Source organism: Ruegeria sp. ABV4_181 (assembly GCF_056158465.1).
Genome location: NZ_JBSWTI010000002.1, coordinates 1,719,551 through 1,737,363, shown reverse-complemented (window position 1 = coordinate 1,737,363; position 17,813 = coordinate 1,719,551). Strand labels below are relative to the sequence as shown.

Annotated in this window: 21 protein-coding genes and 1 other RNA gene; 13 read left to right on the top strand and 9 right to left on the bottom strand. The window is 60.9% G+C overall.

Annotated features, from left to right (window positions below; translation table 11 throughout):
* Positions 1-110 precede the first annotated feature (110 nt).
* Both rpmG and ACXAC3_RS08585 read right to left on the bottom strand, forming a co-directional pair.
* Positions 111-278, bottom strand: a complete 168-nt coding sequence (gene rpmG, locus ACXAC3_RS08590) for a 50S ribosomal protein L33 (protein WP_010441901.1) — start codon at positions 276-278, stop codon at positions 111-113.
* A 127-nt stretch (positions 279-405) separates the two neighbouring features.
* Entirely contained in the window at positions 406-1,110 is a 705-nt protein-coding gene (locus ACXAC3_RS08585; RefSeq protein ID WP_475158760.1) for a DUF533 domain-containing protein, read from the bottom strand.
* Positions 1,111-1,482: 372 nt separating this feature from the next.
* Here ACXAC3_RS08585 and ACXAC3_RS08580 point away from each other — a divergent pair, with 372 nt between their 5' ends.
* On the top strand, positions 1,483-1,815 hold the full coding sequence (locus tag ACXAC3_RS08580) for a GYD domain-containing protein (protein WP_475158759.1): 333 nt from the start codon (positions 1,483-1,485) through the stop codon (positions 1,813-1,815).
* Positions 1,816-1,823: 8 nt separating this feature from the next.
* On the opposite strand, the gene rnpB is transcribed toward ACXAC3_RS08580, so the two are convergent.
* The 5 genes from rnpB to gatC all read right to left on the bottom strand — a co-directional run bounded on the left by rnpB (position 1,824) and on the right by gatC (position 5,528).
* Positions 1,824-2,217, bottom strand: an RNA gene (gene rnpB, locus ACXAC3_RS08575) — RNase P RNA component class A.
* A 123-nt stretch (positions 2,218-2,340) separates the two neighbouring features.
* Positions 2,341-3,015 (bottom strand): N-acetylmuramoyl-L-alanine amidase, encoded by a 675-nt coding sequence (locus ACXAC3_RS08570; protein WP_475163388.1) that lies wholly within the window; start codon positions 3,013-3,015, stop codon positions 2,341-2,343.
* Positions 3,002-3,709, bottom strand: a complete 708-nt coding sequence (locus tag ACXAC3_RS08565; RefSeq protein ID WP_475158757.1) for a hypothetical protein — start codon at positions 3,707-3,709, stop codon at positions 3,002-3,004. Before ACXAC3_RS08565 ends, ACXAC3_RS08570 begins: the two co-directional genes overlap by 14 nt.
* Positions 3,710-3,749: 40 nt before the next feature.
* The gene (gene gatA / locus ACXAC3_RS08560; protein WP_475158754.1) at positions 3,750-5,237 is read right to left on the bottom strand and encodes an Asp-tRNA(Asn)/Glu-tRNA(Gln) amidotransferase subunit GatA; all 1,488 of its coding nucleotides are present in this window, start codon (positions 5,235-5,237) and stop codon (positions 3,750-3,752) included.
* A 3-nt stretch (positions 5,238-5,240) separates the two neighbouring features.
* Positions 5,241-5,528, bottom strand: a complete 288-nt coding sequence (gatC, locus tag ACXAC3_RS08555) for an Asp-tRNA(Asn)/Glu-tRNA(Gln) amidotransferase subunit GatC (protein WP_039536649.1) — start codon at positions 5,526-5,528, stop codon at positions 5,241-5,243.
* A gap of 228 nt (positions 5,529-5,756) precedes the next feature.
* Here gatC and ACXAC3_RS08550 point away from each other — a divergent pair, with 228 nt between their 5' ends.
* Positions 5,757-5,915, top strand: a complete 159-nt coding sequence (locus tag ACXAC3_RS08550) for a hypothetical protein (RefSeq protein ID WP_475158752.1) — start codon at positions 5,757-5,759, stop codon at positions 5,913-5,915.
* Between the two features lie 147 nt (positions 5,916-6,062).
* Entirely contained in the window at positions 6,063-6,626 is a 564-nt protein-coding gene (locus tag ACXAC3_RS08545) for a DUF4202 domain-containing protein (protein WP_475158750.1), read from the top strand.
* Here the strand turns inward: ACXAC3_RS08545 and ACXAC3_RS08540 are convergent.
* A complete protein-coding gene (locus ACXAC3_RS08540) occupies positions 6,617-7,273 on the bottom strand; it encodes a ceramidase domain-containing protein (protein WP_475158748.1) in 657 nt (218 codons plus the stop codon). The two genes, ACXAC3_RS08545 and ACXAC3_RS08540, sit on opposite strands and share 10 nt — an antisense overlap.
* Positions 7,274-7,331: 58 nt before the next feature.
* Here ACXAC3_RS08540 and ACXAC3_RS08535 point away from each other — a divergent pair, with 58 nt between their 5' ends.
* A complete protein-coding gene (locus tag ACXAC3_RS08535) occupies positions 7,332-8,024 on the top strand; it encodes a metal-dependent hydrolase (protein ID WP_475158746.1) in 693 nt (230 codons plus the stop codon).
* A gap of 2 nt (positions 8,025-8,026) precedes the next feature.
* On the opposite strand, the gene ACXAC3_RS08530 is transcribed toward ACXAC3_RS08535, so the two are convergent.
* Positions 8,027-8,476 carry a nucleoside deaminase gene (locus ACXAC3_RS08530; protein ID WP_475158742.1) on the bottom strand — a complete coding sequence of 150 codons (450 nt, stop codon included), beginning with the start codon at positions 8,474-8,476 and terminating at the stop codon, positions 8,027-8,029.
* Here ACXAC3_RS08530 and ACXAC3_RS08525 point away from each other — a divergent pair.
* From ACXAC3_RS08525 to ACXAC3_RS08485, 9 genes are all read left to right on the top strand, one after another.
* Complete coding sequence (locus tag ACXAC3_RS08525) at positions 8,475-9,347, top strand: pseudouridine synthase (protein ID WP_475158739.1); 873 nt, start codon at positions 8,475-8,477, stop codon at positions 9,345-9,347. The genes ACXAC3_RS08530 and ACXAC3_RS08525 overlap by 2 nt on opposite strands.
* Before the next feature lie 175 nt (positions 9,348-9,522).
* On the top strand, positions 9,523-10,437 hold the full coding sequence (locus ACXAC3_RS08520; protein ID WP_475158736.1) for a 5-bromo-4-chloroindolyl phosphate hydrolysis family protein: 915 nt from the start codon (positions 9,523-9,525) through the stop codon (positions 10,435-10,437).
* Positions 10,438-10,467: 30 nt separating this feature from the next.
* Positions 10,468-11,658, top strand: coding sequence for a toxic anion resistance protein (locus tag ACXAC3_RS08515; protein WP_475158733.1), 1,191 nt, complete (start codon positions 10,468-10,470; stop codon positions 11,656-11,658).
* Positions 11,659-11,677: 19 nt separating this feature from the next.
* On the top strand, positions 11,678-12,628 hold the full coding sequence (locus ACXAC3_RS08510; RefSeq protein ID WP_475163387.1) for a DUF2927 domain-containing protein: 951 nt from the start codon (positions 11,678-11,680) through the stop codon (positions 12,626-12,628).
* 22 nt (positions 12,629-12,650) lie between these two features.
* Complete coding sequence (locus tag ACXAC3_RS08505; protein WP_475158730.1) at positions 12,651-13,799, top strand: SPFH domain-containing protein; 1,149 nt, start codon at positions 12,651-12,653, stop codon at positions 13,797-13,799.
* A gap of 541 nt (positions 13,800-14,340) precedes the next feature.
* On the top strand, positions 14,341-15,429 hold the full coding sequence (locus ACXAC3_RS08500) for a TFIIB-type zinc finger domain-containing protein (protein ID WP_475158729.1): 1,089 nt from the start codon (positions 14,341-14,343) through the stop codon (positions 15,427-15,429).
* A gap of 99 nt (positions 15,430-15,528) precedes the next feature.
* Positions 15,529-16,197: a nitroreductase gene (locus ACXAC3_RS08495; protein ID WP_475158726.1), complete on the top strand. Its 669-nt coding sequence runs from the start codon at positions 15,529-15,531 to the stop codon at positions 16,195-16,197.
* 25 nt (positions 16,198-16,222) lie between these two features.
* Positions 16,223-16,660, top strand: coding sequence for a D-aminoacyl-tRNA deacylase (dtd, locus tag ACXAC3_RS08490; protein ID WP_475158725.1), 438 nt, complete (start codon positions 16,223-16,225; stop codon positions 16,658-16,660).
* On the top strand, positions 16,660-17,763 hold the full coding sequence (locus ACXAC3_RS08485; protein WP_475158722.1) for a glycerate kinase type-2 family protein: 1,104 nt from the start codon (positions 16,660-16,662) through the stop codon (positions 17,761-17,763). The genes dtd and ACXAC3_RS08485 overlap by 1 nt, the downstream gene beginning before the upstream one ends.
* Positions 17,764-17,813: the final 50 nt, after the last annotated feature.

Genomic DNA, 17,813 nt, shown 5'->3' with positions numbered 1-17,813 from the left:
GATCGGTGGCGCCGCTGCCCTCTGTTTGGCGACGATCTCGAACTAGGAGGCACGCAAAAAAGGCCCTGCCGCAGCAGAGCCCTTTGAAACTGTCCAAGCTGGACGGCAGATTACTTAATCTTGCCTTCCTTGTACTCGACATGCTTCCGAGCGACCGGGTCGTATTTGCGAATGGTCATCTTCTCGGTCATGGTGCGTGCGTTCTTTTTGGTCACGTAGAAGTGGCCCGTGCCCGCGGTCGAGTTCAGGCGGATCTTGATTGTCGTCGGCTTCGCCATGGTTATCTCCTGCGTCCGAAAAGGCAGGGGCCTTTCGGTTGAATTCCTATGAGCGTGCGCTTTTACGCCCTGCACCGCCCATGTCAAGGGCAATCGCGCATGCGGGGAAATGGATATGAGATTGACGTCAGGCGGACAGGGTCGGCGCCCCCATATAGGTGTGAATCTGATCCCGCTCCACGTCTGAAAGCCCCAAAGCCGTCGCCAGTTGCAGCAAATAGGAAGCCTCTTGCTGGTTGTCGAGGCGAATCGCGGCCAGGGAGGTTGCATAGACCTGCGTCTTCAACGGTGCGCCGGAATCGGCAGCCAGTCCGATGACGTCAATTGGCGCATCAAGCTGTTCCTGCACAAAGGCACGCTCCTCGGCGCTGATGTCGTCGCCCAATTCGCCCAGAATGGTTTCCTTTTCCTGCGCATCCAACTGGCCGTCAGCCTTGGCCGCCTGGATCATCGCCCGCAGCATCAGTTTGGCCTGTTCCTCCATGACCGCGCCGCCGGGCGTGCCCTTGAACACTGTCTCCATCATGTCGACGGTCTGTTGACTGCCGGTTCTGGCAGCGCCCTGCATGGCGTTCATGAGCCCGCCCAACCCGGCGGCGCCGGCTTGGCTGGTTGCGCCCAGCTTGCCAAACATGCCCTGCAAACCAGCCGCACCGCCCGGCATGCCAAATTGCTCGGCCATTTTACCAAGCTGGTCCATGCCAAAGCCGCCGCCTGCGCCCTGCATCATGTCCTGCAGCCCGGCCATGCCACCCATCTGCTTGTATTTTTCCATGCCCTTGGCCGCAGCAAAGCCAACCGCAACCGATGCAAGTGCCTTCATGAAACTCATGGTGAACCTCCCGACAGGTAAAGCGTGATTGGTCTGAACGATAACATTATTCGGGTATCCGAGAAACCGAGGCTTCAGAGGGCCTGCCGGGCTCACGACCATAAGGCTAAGGTTAGCACGCCAATTTCAGCCTTGGCCTGAAGTTTGCGCGCCAGATTTGAACAAATTGCGATTTCCTGATATGTGCCCTTCGTATTGCAAGGTAGAAGCCATTTTTCAGGCTCGCTCATCGAGGCATCGCAGACAGGCACGCAACCGCTGTTGGCAGTGATTTTACGCGGCGATTCCGGGGGCTTTGTGACCGCATAGGCAATTCCGGCGAGGAATTGACCAGTTTCACTTTTCCAAAATATTGATCCAGGGAGGACAATTTTGCCTGTTTTCCTTACCTACGCTTCATATTCCAAGGCTGGCATTCAGGGCATGCTGCAAAAGCCTGCAAGCAGAACCGGACCGGTGAAGGACTTGCTGGAAAAAGTTGGCGGCAAGCTGTTAGCTTTTAACATGACGACAGGATCAAATGATGTGGTCGTGATCAGCGATGCGCCCGATGGAACAGACGCGGTTGCGGTCGGTATGGCGGTGGCGGCATCCGGCGCGGTTGAAAAGATCGAGACCGTTCGGGCCTGGACAGCGGACGACTTTGTGGCAATCACGGAAAAGGCGGCTGTATTGACCCGGGCCTACACGCCACCCGGCGCTTGATCGGGATAGTGCGCGGAGGGCCTGTAAGCCGGATCTTGTTCCGGGGTTGCCCCCTTCGATGACCATTCCTCTAGGCCGTGCATTGCTGCACGGCTCAAGCTGCCAACCCGGTCCCTCTCGGCCAAGACGCGCTTAGCGGCGGTATCGGCTGACGCCGACCGGCCCGCGCGGGGACCCTATTTGGCATTGCTCCCGGTGGGGCTTGCCGTGCCGCCACTGTTGCCAGCGGCGCGGTGGGCTCTTACCCCACCGTTTCACCCTTACCCCGAAAACGGGGCGGTCTGATTTCTGTGGCGCTTTCCGTCGGGTTGCCCCGCCCGGGCGTTACCCGGCACCGTTGTCTTGTGGAGTCCGGACTTTCCTCTCGGGTCTTGCGACCCCAGCGGCCATCCGGCCCTCCGCGCGTGGGTTGCGTAGGATGTGTGCCCGGCGGCGTCAAGGGTGGATGGGGTGTGAAGGGGCCAGCCCCTTCTTGGCCTGCGGCCAATTCAACCCCGAGGTATTTCCGGCCAGATGAAGAGCGGATCAAGTCGGATCATGTAACCCGCCCAGCGGCGCAAGATCATCCGCATGCAGTGGGCCGGTGGCCCATGGGCGATAGCGCAAGCGGACCGCAGACAACAATGTTTCGTCGTCAACAACCGCCGTGTATCCCCTGCGGCGGGCAAGTGTTTGAAACGCGGCCGGTGCTGCGGGCGCCGCTGTGCCGCGCCTGGCGGCCAGGCCCTGACGTTCCAGCCGCTGCCAATCAAACCGGGGGCCGGGATCGGTCTTTCGGCCTGGTGCCATGTCGGAATGGCCGATCACACCTTCGGCCGCAATTCCCCAACGCGTCATTACCGCCATCAGAAGCTGATCCAGCGCCGACATTTGCGGGGCGGAGAACGGATGATCACCTCGGTTATCCAACTCGATACCGATCGAGCGGGAATTGATATCGGCCGACCCGTGCCATTCCCCTGCCCCGGCGTGCCATGCGCGGTCTTCCTCGCGCACCATCTGCCAGAGCGTGCCTTCAGCACCTATCAGGTAATGGGCGGATACTTCACAAGCAGGATCACACAACCGCTCCAGCGCGGCCTGCGCGCTGTCCATCGCGGTATAGTGGAGGACGATCAGGGACGGGGTCAGCCCATCCCGGCGCGGGCCGAAATTGAGCGACGGGTGCCAGATTGGCGTCTGCGGATCAGTTGTTGACAGCACTGCGGAACGGGCTGGGATCCCAGCCGCAGGCGTAGCCGTCGCCATCGGGATCCAGACCCTTGCGGTCACGCTGGGGGCCGCCATTGGCCAGAAACTCGATCTGGGCCTGATCGGCTGACGGGTAGCGGGCGCAATTGCGCTGCGCTTTGGCCTGCAGGTTAAACCCTGCGCGACTATAGAGCTGGGTTCCCACCGGGTTCGACGTGTTCAGCGCATATTGAACGATATTGGGCTGACCATCCGTACCGCGTTGCGGAACCGCCGTAGGCGCGACGACCTCATAGGTCTGGCGGTTCTGCTCGAGCCGCGCCGCGTCGGTTTCGATGGTGCGGCGTCCCGATACTGCTTCGAAATCCTGCTCATCGGATATTGCGTTATTGCTGGGGACCGGCGTCACGGGCGGCACGGCCGTTTCCTGGCCGGAGGTGCTGGCCAGTGCGGCGGCGGTTGCCGACGCGATGTCTGCATTGTCACCGGTCGGCAGCGGGGATGTCGTGCCGGGCGCGCCCAGTTGCTGTTCGGACACTTCAACCGGGCCAAGCAACGGATTGCCGGTATACCCCTGCCCCGCAAGCTGCGCCTCGCGCTGCGCCTGATAGGCCGGGGTGTTGAAATCCGTCCCGTTGACAGGGGCCACCGTGTCGCAGGCGGCCACAAGCCCGATTGCGGGGATCAGAAGCGAAAAGCGCATCCAGCTGCTCCGTCTTGCGTTGTCTTGCCTGCTCCGAGGATTACCACCATTTCCCCGGCTTGGCCACAAACCCGGCGGCGCTTTCCAGCGCATAGGCCGTGTTGAGCAGATCGCCTTCGTCCCACGGACGACCGATCAGTTGCAGGCCAAGCGGCAGACCCTGTTTGTCGAGGCCGGCGGGCACCGAGATGCCGGGCAGGCCAGCCAGGTTCACGGTCACCGTGAAAACGTCGTTCAGGTACATCTGAACCGGATCGGCCTCGGTCATCTCTCCCAGACCAAAAGCCGCAGACGGCGTGGCCGGGGTCAGGATGGCATCGACGCCAGCAGCGAAGACATCTTCGAAGTCTTTCTTGATCAGTGTGCGGACGCGACGGGCGCGGTTGTAGTAGGCATCGTAGAAGCCTGCCGACAGCACGTAAGTTCCGACCATGACACGGCGCTGCACCTCATGACCGAACCCTTCGGCGCGGGTTTTTTCGTACATCTCGGTGATGCCGTCGCCCTGCGCCAGTTGCGCGCGGCGGCCATAGCGGACACCATCATACCGGGCGAGGTTCGAGGACGCCTCGGCCGGCGCAATCACGTAGTAGGCAGGCAGCGCGTATTTGGTGTGCGGCAGTGAGATATCGACAATCTCAGCCCCTGCCGCTTTCAGCATTTCAGCGCCTTCAGACCAGAGCTTCTCGATCTCGGTGGGCATGCCGTCCATGCGGTATTCCTTGGGGATACCGATCTTCTTTCCCTTGATGTCGCCGGTCAGCATCGCCTCGAAATTCGGGACAGCCAGTTCGGCGCTGGTCGAATCCTTGGGGTCGTGACCGCACATGGTTTCCAGCATGATCGCCGCGTCACGGACGTTCTTGGTCATCGGACCGGCCTGATCCAGTGAGGAGGCGAAGGCCACGATGCCCCAGCGCGAGCAACGACCATAGGTTGGTTTGATTCCGGTGATGCCCACAAACGCGGCAGGCTGGCGGATCGAGCCGCCGGTATCTGTACCGGTCGCGGCCAGACAGAGATCAGCCGCGACGGCCGAAGCAGACCCGCCTGACGATCCGCCCGGTGTCAGCTGCGCATCATCATTGCCGCGGCGCCACGGGCTGACTGCGTTGCCATAGACCGAGGTTTCGTTGGACGAGCCCATGGCGAATTCGTCCATGTTCAGTTTGCCCAGCATTACGGCACCGGCATCGGCCAGTTGCTGAGACACGGTGGATTCGTATTCGGGCTTGAAGCCCTCCAGAATTTTCGAGGCCGCCTGCGAGGGCACGCCCTTGGTGCAGAACAGGTCCTTGATGCCGATCGGCAGACCACACATCGAGGGCGCATCGCCCGCCTTGATCCGCTCATCGGCCGCCTTGGCGCGTTCCAGCGCGATCTCGGGCGTTTTGTGGACAAACGCGTTCAGCGCGTCGGCGTCATCAATGGCCTTCAGGCAGGATTCAGTCAGTTCAACCGAGGTCACGTCACCCTTGCGCAGCGCGTCGCGGGCCTCGGCCAAGCCCAGTTTGTTCAGATCGCTCATGTCTTACTCCACCACTTTGGGGACTGCGAAGAACCCTTCGCGGGCGTCGGGGGCGTTGGCCAGAACCTTGTCCTGCTGGTTGCCGTCGGTGACCACATCCTCACGACGTTTCAGGCGCATCGGTTCGACCGAGACCATCGGCTCGACCCCGTCGACATCCACTTCGTTCAGTTGCTCGATGAACCCAAGAATGGTGTTGAACTCGGATGCCAGCGCCGGCAGCGCGTCATCCTCGACCTTGATCCGGGCCAGTTTGGCCACCTTGGCGGCGGTGCTTTGGTCAATCGACATGGGAAACCTCATATGCGTTAGGGGGCATTTACCCGTCTGATGCCCGGGTCGCAAGACCGCCCGGCGGCGGATATCGCCCATGGCCTGTTCCGGCTTACAGGGCTGCCATTCAAATTTGCATATCCCCTATACGCCAAAGTGAACTGATTGGTTCATTTCCCTTCTTGAAAAACTGAACTGTACTGTTCATTTCGAACTGTATGGCACAGCCTAAACCGGAGAAAGAAAATGAAAACGTTCATGACAGCCTTTGTATTGGCCACCACAGTTCTTGCAGCGCAGGCTCAGGCATTCGGGCCCACCATGGACAGCCTGACGCGGGATCTGAGCTTCCCCGAGCCGATCTCGGGGACCGTCACGAAAGATCAGGTGAAACTGGATAAGTAACCCCCCCCCTCGGTCCGGGCCGGTCAAGCCACAATCGGCCCGGACAATCTGCAATTGGCTGCTGCACTTGCCGCAGCAAGCCGTTACGATACCGCTGAATGACCCGCCGGGCTGTCGAACAGACCCGGCATTCTGACGGAGCGGAAGATGAGCGCACGCATGCAAGCGGTATTGGAGGCGATTGACGCCGCCAACAGGCAAGACCCCAATCAGGAAGACGGCCAGCCTGCCGCCCTGCTTTACGGCCAGCGGATGAGCGCCGAACTCAACAGGCTTATTCCCGATGCATCGGACCTGTTGCAAATCGCGGCACGCGGTCAGCATGTCGAGCGCTGGAAGCTGGCGCGCAGCGAATACCCCGAGGGCCGCGCAGGATACCTGGCGTGGCGCAAGGCGCAGGGCGTTTACCATGCCGACGTGGTCATGGCGATGATGGAACACGAAGGCTACAGCGCGGATGAGGCGGAAACTGCCGGTCGCATGCTGCGCAAACAGGGTATCAAGCGCGATGCCGAGGTGCAGGCGCTGGAAGACGTCATCTGTTTCGTCTTTCTCAAATGGTATTTCGCGCCTTTCGCCGCCAAACACTCGGCCGAAAAAATCCTGCGCATTGTCGAAAAAACCGCCCGCAAAATGTCGGCCGACGGTCGCGCGCGCGTTTTGTCGGAATTCGACTTGCCTGAAGACCTCGCGGCGGCGTTTCAGGGCTGAGACGCGCGCAAAAGGTGCGATTTGTAGACCTCGATCATCCATCCCAGCATGGTGGCATTCAGGATGTGCCACATGAAATGCGTGCCGGTCGGCACCAATCCGCAGAGAGGTTCGTCAAGCGCCCGAAACGTGATTGAGGCGATCAGGATTGCCGCGCCGATCGCCAGCCCTCGGGCCGTCTCAGGCGTCCTGTCGCGCAGAAGGAACGCATAGATCAGGATCAAGAGCGGGACCGGGGCATAACCGGCTGACCCACCCAGCCCCGGAACAAGCTGAAACAGAGGAATGGTTGCAGCCGCATAAGGGAAAAACAATGCCGTCACTATCCCGGCTGTTAGCGGCCTCATCTGCCAGACGTCGCGATTGATCGCGAAGATATAGACCAGAATGTAGAGCAGGATCGGCACAACATCCGCCATGGCGGCCCAGACCTGCGCGTGGGTGTGAAACAAATAGCTGCCGATCCCGATGGCGACCAGAATGCCAACCAGCACCATTGCCAGAGGCATCCCCTGCCCCCGCACCCGACGCCACATGACAATCGCCGCGATCAGAAAGGCCGCGTTTGTGACGGCGTTTATTGGCTCGGCCCAATAGGCGGGCGACACACGCTCGCAATAGCCGTCAATTTCCTGCAACCAGTCCATGAAATTTTACATAGCCGATGCTAGGTTGATGCCAACAGGCTGATTGGGAGGATTTTTTATGAATATCATCTGGCTGGGCCACGGAAGCTTCCGCATTGAAACACAAGGGCAGGTTCTGCTGATCGACCCGTGGCTGACCGGCAACCCGGTCCTGTCGGAAGAGCATCACGACAACGCATTGGACGGGGCGACGCATATCCTCCTGACGCACACGCATTTCGACCACGTGGTCGACGTGGTTTCCCTGGCCAAACACCTGAACGTACCGGTTGTCGGTCAGTATGATCTGATGGGGTATTGGAGCGAGGCTGAAGGGCTGGAAACCATCGGCTACAACAAGGGCGGCACGGTGAACCTGAACGGTATCAAGGTGTCGATGGTGCCCGCCTCGCACAGTTCGACTTTCTCGACGCCCGAAGGGCTCCGGACCGGCGGCAGCGAGGTTGGCTTCATGATCGCGTCCGAGGGTCACATGGTCTATCTGTCCGGTGATACGGATATCATGGCCGACATGGACTGGATGGGAGACTATTACAAACCCGATATCGGCATACTGTCGGCGGGGGGGCATTTTACGATGGATATGAAAGGGGCGGCTTACGCGGCCAGACGGTATTTTAACTTCAAGACCGTGATTCCCTGCCACTACAAGACCTTCTCAATTCTGGAACAATCCGCACAGGCACTGGCGGATGGGTTGCCCGGTGTCGACGTGATCGAGCCCGAAATCATGCAGCCCATTTCCCTGTAGGATCACCGCCTCGCGGCGAAGAATTCCTTTAGCATTTCGGCGGCCTCCTGCCCTCCGATACCGTCGTAGACCTCGGGTGAATGGTGCGCCTGCGAATGGGTGAAAACCCGCGCGCCATGGGCGATGCCGCCAGATTTCGGATCGGCAGCACCGTAATAGATGCGCCGGATCCGCGCCGCCGCCAGTGCCGCCGCGCACATTGCGCAGGGTTCCAGGGTGACATAGAGGTCGTGATCCGGCAGACGCTCGGACCCGGCTGCGGCACAGGCAGCCCGCAACGCCAGAATTTCGGCATGAGCCGTCGGGTCGTTCAGTTCGCGCGTTCGGTTGCCTGCCGCCGCCGCAATCCGGCCATCGGCAGCCACGATCACGGCGCCAACCGGGACCTCTCCGCGTTTCGCGGCGGCGCGCGCCTGTTCCAGCGCGGCATTCATGTGCGATTTGAACTCCATGCCCCTGACTGCATCAGAAACCTGTCTTTCGCAAGCGGACGGGATGCGCTATGGCCTGCGGATGAGCAACACCCCTCCTCCCGGCGACAGGATCGCCAAAACCCTTGCCCGCGCGGGCGTCGCCTCGCGCCGTGAAGCCGAACGCATGATCGAAGCCGGTCGGGTTTCGGTGAACGGCAAGGTCATCGACAGCCCTGCGCTGAACGTCACTGCCAAGGACAAGATCACCGTTGACGGCAAACCGGTGTCCGAGCCGGAACCCTCGCGCCTGTGGCTGTATCACAAACCCTCCGGTCTGGTGACGACGACACGCGACGAAAAAGGCCGCGCAACGATCTTCGACAACCTGCCCGAGGACATGCCCCGTGTCATGAGCGTCGGCCGGCTGGACCTGAATTCCGAAGGTCTGCTGCTGCTGACCAATGATGGCGGCATCAAGCGCAAGCTGGAGCTGCCCGCCACCGGATGGCTGCGCAAATACCGTGTACGCGTCAACGGCCGCCCCAAGGACGAGGATTTTGCCCCCCTGCGTCAGGGTCTGGTCATCGAAGGTGAACGGTTTCAGCCGATGACCGTCTCGCTGGACCGTCAGCAAGGGGCGAATGCATGGCTGACCATCGGCCTGCGCGAAGGCAAGAATCGCGAAATCCGCCGCGCGATGGAGGATATCGGGTTTACGGTAAACCGCCTGTTGCGGGTATCTTATGGACCGTTCCAGCTGGGGAATCTGAAACCCGGCGAGGTTGAAGAAATCCGCCGCCGCGTGATGCGCGATCAGCTGGGCCTGGACCCAGAGCCGGACCCCGCGACGAAACGCCCCGGCAGACCGCAACGAAAACGGCCCCCGGTCGGCAAGAAACCTCGCAAGTGACGCAGGTTAGGCAACCTTTCCCCTAGCGCCGGGGCCTCTCATCCCCTAGATTTTCCCTGAAGGTTGTCTTTGGGGGGCGCCATGTCCGGAACCGGAGTACAGAAACTGGCCTACGTTGCGCTGCTGGCGCTGTTGCTCGGTGTTTGCACCGGCGTATTGGGGGGCTTGTAGGCGCATGGCCAAACGCTATGGCGGAAAATTCAGCCCACAGGGTGACCCTGACCCGTCAGAGCAGCCCAGACGCGGCCAGTTTGACGGCGCCCGGGTCGAACCGGCAGGCGCGCGTGCAAACCTTCTGTTTCTGCCCGCGGTCCCATTGGTATTCCTGTCATTGAATGACGGCGCAATCGGGATGACCATCGGCCTGATCGCGGCCGGCCTGCTGACGGCTGCGGCTTTTCTGCTGCGCGAAGGGCTGCGCGCCGAGGCTGCGTTTAATGCCCGGCGTACCGCGCGGCGACCTGCATTTCCCAGAAAGATATTCTCCAGCATCCTGACGGGTTTAGGTGCCGGTCTGGCGTCTTATCGCACAGAGTTTCTGGACGCAGCCACCGCGTCCGAGGCCAGCCTGATCGCTCCGGTTCTGTTCGGCGCGGTCGCAACCGTTCTGCATTCGGTCTCCTTCGGATTGGATCCGCTGAAAGACAAGGGGATGGAAGGCATCGACACGTTTCAGCAGGATCGCGTCGCCCGCGTGGTCGAGGACGCGGAAACCCACCTGACCGAGATGACGGATGCAATCAAACGCGCCGGCGACCGCAGGATCGAAGCGCGGGTCGAACAGTTTCAGGACACCGCCCGCGAGTTGTTCCGCACGGTCGAGGAAGACCCCCGCGACCTGAGCGGCGCCCGCAAATACCTGACCGTCTATTTGCAGGGCGCGCGCGACGCGACGGTGAAGTTCGCCGATGTCTATGCCCGTACCCGTGACGCTCAGGCGCTGAAGGATTATTCGTCCCTGCTGGACGATCTTGAACAGAATTTCGCGGCCCGCACCCGCAAGATGCTATTGGATGACCGCAGCGATCTGACGGTTGAAATTGACGTGTTGCGCGAGCGGCTGCAACGCGAAGGTGTCCGGTTGGACTGACCGGCCAAAATTTGTGAGAGGATTATCCCCATGTCCGATGAGATCAAGAACAAGGCGGTCGAGGCCGAAACCCTGGTTCAGGAAGTAACCGCCGTCGCCCTGCCCGATCCCACCGCGGAGATCGTCTCGCTGGAAGAAGCGGACGACCCCGTCAGTGCCGAGATTCGCAAGCGCATGGGCGAGATCGACATGGACAACACCAATTCCATCGTCTCTTTCGGATCGTCCGCGCAGGCCGAGTTACAGGAAATCAGCCAGGCCATGCTGGCCGATGTACGCAACAAGGATGTCGGCCCTGCCGGCGACAGCCTGCGCAACATCGTGACCACGATCCGGGGATTTTCGGTCAGTGAACTGGATGTGCGCCGCGAACGCAGCTGGTGGGAAAAACTGCTGGGCAAAGCCGCGCCGTTTGCCAAATTCACCGCCCAGTTCGAACAGGTTCAGGACCAGATCGACAAGATCACCGATGATCTTCTGGGCCACGAACATACCTTGCTGAAAGATATCAAATCGCTCGACCTGCTGTATGAAAAGACGCTGGGCTTCTACGACGAACTGGCGCTGTATATTGCGGCGGGTGAGGAGAAACTGACCGAGCTGGACAGCCACGATATCCCCGAAAAGGAAGCCGAGGTTCAGGCCGCCCCCGAGGACGAACAGGTCATGAAGGCGCAGGAACTGCGTGACCTGCGCGCCGCGCGGGATGATCTGGAACGCCGGGTGCATGATCTGAAACTGACGCGACAGGTAACGATGCAATCGCTGCCTTCGATCCGGCTGGTTCAGGAAAACGACAAATCGCTGGTCACCAAGATCAACTCGACTTTGGTCAACACCGTGCCGCTGTGGGAAACGCAGCTGGCACAGGCCGTGACCATCCAGCGCAGCGCCGAAGCTGCCGCTGCCGTACGCGATGCCAATGATCTGACGAATGAACTTTTGACTTCGAACGCCGCAAATCTGCGCGAATCGAATAAGATGATCCGCGAGGAAATGGAACGCGGTGTGTTCGACATCGAAGCGGTCAAACAGGCCAACGCGGATCTGATCGGCACCATCAACGAAAGCCTGGCGATTGCCGACGAAGGCAAGGCTAAACGCGCCGCCGCCGAGCAGGAGTTGCAGAAGATGGAGACCGAACTGCGCGATACGCTGGCCGCAGCCAAGGCGCGCCGGGACGGAACCGGCGACAACGCCCGAACATCGGTTCCGGGCTGACGGCGGACAGGACGTGCGGATTCGGGGATATCTGCGGCCTCTGCTGGGCTTGGCGTCACTGCTGGCGCTGGTCGGCTGCGACGAAGCGCTGACATCTTCCGTTGTTCCCGAGCAGCGCCCGGTAGCACCGGCACCGGTTCCAAACGCTTATGTCCCACCATCCGCGGCCAGTCAGGATCTGGCCCGGTATTACCAAAGGATTGAAAACGATCTTGTGGCGCGCGGTCTGTTGCGGACCGATGGCGGCGGCCCGGATACCCCCTTTGATGCCGAGGATCTGGCCCGAAATTTCGAGGTGATCGCCTTTGTGAACGAACATTCGGGCCGGTCGGGCGCGTTCACGGGCGGACCTTCTGCCATCAAGCTCAGCCGGTGGAAAAACCCGATCCGCATCGTGACTGAATTTGGTCCAAGCGTGGCGCCTGACAAACGCGCGGCGGACCGATCGAAAATCGAGGCTTATGCCGCCCGGCTTCAGAACGCGACTGGCCATCGGATCCGAAGCGCGGATCGCGACGGTAATTTTATCGTTTTCATTTCCGGTCAGGACGATACGGCCTATGCCCAGAGACGGCTGCGGGAGCTGATCCCCGACATTCCGCAGGACAGGCTGGATCTGATCAGAAACCTTCAAAAGCCGTATTACTGTTTTGTTTTCACATTCGTGCATCGCGGTGACACGCATTCCATAAAGAAGGCGGTGGCATATATCCGGGCCGAAAATGCGGACCTGTTGCGCCTGAGTTGCATACACGAAGAGATCGCGCAGGGGCTTGGCCTTCCCAATGACAGCCCGGCCGCCCGGCCTTCGATCTTTAACGACGATGACGAGTTTGCATTGCTGACCAGTCATGACGAAAAACTGCTGGCGCTTCTTTATGATGAGCGTCTGAGTGCGGGCGTGTCGGCTGACGAAGCCCGCCCTGTGGTGCGGATCATCGCGCGTGAATTGATGGGCCAGCCGCTCTGAGCCCCAGAAGAGGAGACCCCAAATGGGCATTTTCGATTTTCTGACCGGAGAATTCATTGACGTCATTCATTGGGTCGATGACACCCGCGACACCATGGTCTGGCGGTTCGAGCGCGAAGGACACGCGATCAAATACGGTGCCAAACTGACCGTGCGCGAAGGTCAGGCGGCGGTGTTTGTGCATGAAGGGCAACTGGCCGACGTCTTCACCCCGGGTCTCTATATGCTTGAGACTAATAACATGCCGATCCTGACGACATTGCAGCACTGGGATCACGGCTTTCAATCTCCGTTCAAGTCCGAGATCTATTTCGTCAATACGACGCGCTTTAATGACCTGAAATGGGGCACCAAGAACCCGATCATGCTGCGCGATCCGGAATTCGGCCCGACCCGCATCCGGGCTTTCGGCACCTATACGGTTCGGGTCAAGGATGCGGCCAAATTCCTAGTTGAGATTGTGGGCACCGATGGTGAGTTCACGATGGATGAGATCAGTTTCCAGATCCGCAACATCATCGTGCAGGAATTCAGCCGCGTGATCGCCGGGTCCGGTATCCCGGTTCTGGACATGGCGGCCAATACCGCGGATCTGGGCAAGCTGATCGCGGCCGAGGTGTCTCCGGTGCTGGACGGCTATGGGCTGGAAATGCCGGAATTCTATATCGAAAACATCTCTCTGCCGCCTGCGGTCGAGGCCGCGCTGGACAAGCGGACGTCGATGGGGCTGGCCGGCGATCTGGGCAAGTTTACCCAGTATTCTGCGGCCGAAGCGATGACGGCAGCCGCCAACAACCCCGGCCAGGGCGGCGGCATGGGTGCTGGTCTGGGTATGGGCATGGGTATGGCAATGGCCAACCAGATGGCCAACATGGCAGCGGGCCAGCCAAGCGGCCCGTGGGGCGGTTCCGCCCCCGCTGCCCCGCAACCAGCGGCGCATGCGGCGCCGCCGCCCCCTCCGCCGGTCGAGCATGTCTGGCATATCGCGGTGGACGGTCAGACCAGCGGGCCGTTCTCGAAAGCCAAGATGGGGCGAATGGCCACGGACGGAGAGATCACCCGCGAAACCCACGTCTGGACCGCCGGGCAAGACGGCTGGAAAAAGGCCGGAGATGTTCAGGAACTGGCGCAGTTGTTCACGATCCTGCCGCCGCCACCGCCCGGAGCGTGAGTTTTGAGGGGAAAGCCCGACCAGCCCCCCTATTCCGATCGCCAGTTCCTATGGGCGGTCAACTTGTCCGCCCTGTTGGGCTGGCTGATGGCGATTGGCATTCCCATTTTTGTCAGCGCCCTGAATAACGGAGGCTGGGGGTCTGTGTACGGACTTGTACCCCCGTTCGCAGTTGTCGGACTACCGATCGCTTTCATTGCGGCATGGATCGTTGTGGCACCGTTCCTACGGCGGTTTATGCAAACGAACGTGACATATAGGCGGGCGTCGTTTTGGGGCGCAACCATAGGTCTGGTTCTGACCTTAACTGGCATCGCAATCGGGCGCTTGTTTGGATTAATGGTATCGCTCAACCCAAACTTTTCATCTCAGATCGGCAGTGGTGATCAAGTAAGTCGAGTTGACGGCATTCTGACCCCTATGGGGTGGTGGCAAGTAACGCAAAGATCGGCCTGGTTTATCGCTGCCTGCATTGTCGTTGCCCTCGCAATTCGCGCTATGGTCGGCCCCGGATCGGGCGGTACGCAGAAGGCTCGGGCATATGACTGACGAACACCGTTTTCCCTGCGACCAATGCGGTGCCGATTACCGATTCAACCCGGGCGACGGAACGCTGACCTGTGACCATTGCGGACATTCCGAGGCGATTGGTGCCGGGCCGTGGGGCGGGGCCAGCCTGAAAGAACTGGATTTCGACGCCGCTCTGGCAGACCGGCTACCGGACAGTGAAATCGAAGAAACCCGTGTGCTGTCCTGCCCGAACTGTGCGGCTCAGGTCGAATTTGACCCCGACACCCATGCTGCGGAATGCCCGTTCTGCGCAACACCGGTGGTGACGGATACCGGGGTAAGCCGCCACATCAAACCCAGGTGTGTTTTGCCCTTTGCGCTGGACGAGCGCACCGCGCATAAGGCCATGAACAAATGGCTGGGCCGCCTGTGGTTTGCCCCGAACGGTTTGCAGGACTATGCCCGCAAGGGCCGCAAGATGCAGGGCATCTATGTGCCTTACTGGACCTTCGACGCGGACACCCAATCCAGCTATCGGGGCGAGCGCGGCGTTGTCTATTACGAAACCCGAACCGTCATGCGCGACGGCAAAAGGATGCAGCAGCGGGTGGCCAAGGTCCGCTGGTCCCGGAAATCCGGGCGGGTGGCCCGCTTCTTTGACGACGTCCTGGTGCTGGCCTCACGCTCGCTGCCCAAAAGCTACACCGACGCGCTGGAGCCCTGGGACCTGCCGGCGCTTGAACCCTACCAGCCCGAATATCTGGCCGGATTCCGGGCCGAAGCCTACACGGTTGAACTGAAGGATGGATACAAGGAAGCCAGAAGCCATATGGCACGCGTGATCGAGCGTGACGTCCGGTTCGACATCGGCGGCGACCGGCAGCGGATACATGCGATTGATACAGATGTGCGGAATGTGACGTTCAAGCATATCCTGCTGCCGGTCTGGATGGCGGCGTATAAATATCGCGGGCAGACCTATCGCTTTGTGGTGAACGGGCGCACCGGGCGCGTTCAGGGAGAGCGCCCATGGTCCGCAATCAAGATCACGATCGCCGTTGTTCTTGGGCTACTTGTCGCCGCCGGCGTCGGGTATCTGATGGCAACGGGTCAGCAATAAGCTTGCGCGCGCAGCTTCCCGGAAAGGCCGCTTAATCGCTTGAACATCCTGCGCTCTGACGCCATCCTGCGCCTCGTCTGCGCCGAGGGGGAGGCCCGTGTGACGCTTACCGATCTGAACAGATTGCTGGATGAACGGCACTCCTGCCGGGCTTTTCGACCTGATCCGGTACCTCGGGAACAGATCGAGCAGATTGTGGCCAGCGCCGCGCGCGTACCAAGCTGGTGCAACGCGCAGCCGTGGCAAGTGAAGATCACCAGCGGGGACGAAACCGACCGGTTTCGCAAGGCAATGCTGGAAGAGGCTGCGACCGGCACCCCGGCCCCTGACCTGCCCTTTCCAACCTCGTATTCCGGCGTGTATCAGGATCGCCGCCAGGCCTGCGGGTGGGCACTGTATCAGGCGGTGGGTGTGGAACGTGGTGACCGAGCGGCCTCGGCCAATCAGATGATGCAGAACTTTGCCCTGTTTGGGGCACCTCATTGCGCCATCGTCTCCAGCCCGGCAGAGCTTGGATCTTATGGCGCGATGGATTGCGGCGGGTTTGTTACCGCGTTTTCGCTGGCGGCTCAGGCGCTGGGTGTTGCCACGATTCCGCAGGCGGCCCTTGCCACCTACAGCCCGTTCCTGCGCCGGTATTTCGACATCCCCGCGGACCGGATAATCCTATGCGCGATATCCTTCGGATACGCGGACAAAGACCACCCGGCGAACGGGTTTCGCACCGATCGCGCCGATCTGAGCGAGATCGTGGATTGGGTCGGGTAAGCAAGAAACCAAGCGGAGAAGACATTTGCGCGCTGTAATACAACGGGTTTCGCATGCCAGGGTTTCCGTCGATGACAATGTCGTTGGCCAAACCGGACCGGGGTTGATGATCCTGGTCTGCGCGATGCAGGGGGACGACGAACAAAATGCGGAACATCTGGCCGCCAAGGTTTCCAGATTGCGCATCTTCAAAGACGACGCGGGTAAAATGAATCGGTCCGTTCTGGATATCGGAGGGTCGGCGCTTGTGGTCAGCCAGTTCACGCTGGCTGCCGACACGTCGCGCGGGAACCGGCCCGGATTTTCCGCAGCCGCCCCGCCGGATCTGGGTGAACGTCTTTACGAGGTCTTCGCGCAACGGCTGCAGGAGCACGGCGTGCCCGTCGAAACCGGGCAGTTCGGTGCAGATATGGCTGTTGAACTGGTCAATGACGGCCCGGTCACGATTTGGATGGAAAGCTGATGAACAGAGCTCAACAGGCGATACGCATATGGCAGGCGGGTGTCGACGCCGTGGGTGGCTATACCGCGACCAGCAAAGCGCTGCGCGGGGTCCCTGAGCCCGACCGGATTCTGGCCGTTGGCAAAGCGGCCGCCGCTATGGCGCGGGCGGCGCTGGAGCATTTCGGCCCGTGCCCCACTCTGGTCGTCACCAAGGATGAACACGGGCGGGGCCTTCCGGACCTTGTCACGGTGATCGAAGCTTCTCACCCGGTGCCGGACAATCGCAGCCTTCAGGGCGGGCAAGCACTGCGCGCGGCCGTAGAGGCGATGGCACCGGAATCGCATCTGTTGCTGCTCGTGTCCGGCGGTGCGTCCTCACTGGCCGAGGATCTGTTGCCGGGAAAATCCCTGAATGATCTGGAACAGCTGAATAAGAGCCTGCTGGCCTCGGGGCTGGACATCACCGCTATGAACGCACAGCGGCGCAAGCTGTCGCGGATCAAGGGCGGTGGGCTGCTTTCCCACTTCCATGGCGGCAGGGCAACGGTTTTGGCGATTTCGGATGTGCCCGGCGATGACCTGAACGTTGTCGGCTCGGGGATCGGGGCCTTGCCCGAAGCCGTTGATTTTCGGGCCACAACACAGATCGTGGCCTCAAACGCGCATGCGCGCGCGGCGGCGGTGGACATGGCGCAGGCACAAGGTTTCACAGTGCTGGCCGACGAAGAATGCCTGCATGACGACGTTCATGAGGTGGCTCGAACTCTGGGACAACGTCTTCGCGCCATGCCAGGCGGCGTCATGGTCTTTGGCGGAGAGCCGACGGTTGTCCTGCCGGACAATCCCGGTCGTGGCGGGCGCAATCAGGCATTGGCGCTGGAACTGGCGCGCGAGATATCCGGCTGTCAGGGGATAACGCTGGTCGTGGGCGGGACCGACGGCACCGATGGGCCAACTCTGGCGGCCGGGGCCGTTGTCGACGGATCGACCTGGGGGCCGGACGCCGAACCGGCGTTGCTGCGGGCCGACAGCGGCAGCTATCTGGATCACGCTGATGCGTTGCTGGTGACCGGGCCAACCGGAACGAATGTGATGGATCTGCTTGTCGCAATCCGCGATTGAATTGACGGTTTTGACCGTACCTGCAAAGGAAAAGCCGCGAACATTGCCGA

Bases quoted from the DNA above. Each gene is read 5' to 3' on its own strand.
- ACXAC3_RS08500 (WP_475158729.1), top strand. From the start codon at position 14,341: ATGACTGACGAACACCGTTTTCCCTGCGACCAATGCGGTGCCGATTAC.
- ACXAC3_RS08535 (WP_475158746.1), top strand. From the start codon at position 7,332: ATGAATATCATCTGGCTGGGCCACGGAAGCTTCCGCATTGAAACACAA.
- ACXAC3_RS08530 (WP_475158742.1), bottom strand. From the start codon at position 8,476: ATGGAGTTCAAATCGCACATGAATGCCGCGCTGGAACAGGCGCGCGCC.
- ACXAC3_RS08540 (WP_475158748.1), bottom strand. From the start codon at position 7,273: ATGGACTGGTTGCAGGAAATTGACGGCTATTGCGAGCGTGTGTCGCCC.
- gatA (WP_475158754.1), bottom strand. From the start codon at position 5,237: ATGAGCGATCTGAACAAACTGGGCTTGGCCGAGGCCCGCGACGCGCTG.
- ACXAC3_RS08565 (WP_475158757.1), bottom strand. From the start codon at position 3,709: ATGCGCTTTTCGCTTCTGATCCCCGCAATCGGGCTTGTGGCCGCCTGC.
- ACXAC3_RS08545 (WP_475158750.1), top strand. From the start codon at position 6,063: ATGAGCGCACGCATGCAAGCGGTATTGGAGGCGATTGACGCCGCCAAC.
- ACXAC3_RS08585 (WP_475158760.1), bottom strand. From the start codon at position 1,110: ATGAGTTTCATGAAGGCACTTGCATCGGTTGCGGTTGGCTTTGCTGCG.
- ACXAC3_RS08485 (WP_475158722.1), top strand. From the start codon at position 16,660: ATGAACAGAGCTCAACAGGCGATACGCATATGGCAGGCGGGTGTCGAC.
- ACXAC3_RS08505 (WP_475158730.1), top strand. From the start codon at position 12,651: ATGGGCATTTTCGATTTTCTGACCGGAGAATTCATTGACGTCATTCAT.
- ACXAC3_RS08515 (WP_475158733.1), top strand. From the start codon at position 10,468: ATGTCCGATGAGATCAAGAACAAGGCGGTCGAGGCCGAAACCCTGGTT.
- gatC (WP_039536649.1), bottom strand. From the start codon at position 5,528: ATGTCGATTGACCAAAGCACCGCCGCCAAGGTGGCCAAACTGGCCCGG.
- ACXAC3_RS08520 (WP_475158736.1), top strand. From the start codon at position 9,523: ATGGCCAAACGCTATGGCGGAAAATTCAGCCCACAGGGTGACCCTGAC.
- ACXAC3_RS08550 (WP_475158752.1), top strand. From the start codon at position 5,757: ATGAAAACGTTCATGACAGCCTTTGTATTGGCCACCACAGTTCTTGCA.
- ACXAC3_RS08525 (WP_475158739.1), top strand. From the start codon at position 8,475: ATGCCCCTGACTGCATCAGAAACCTGTCTTTCGCAAGCGGACGGGATG.
- rpmG (WP_010441901.1), bottom strand. From the start codon at position 278: ATGGCGAAGCCGACGACAATCAAGATCCGCCTGAACTCGACCGCGGGC.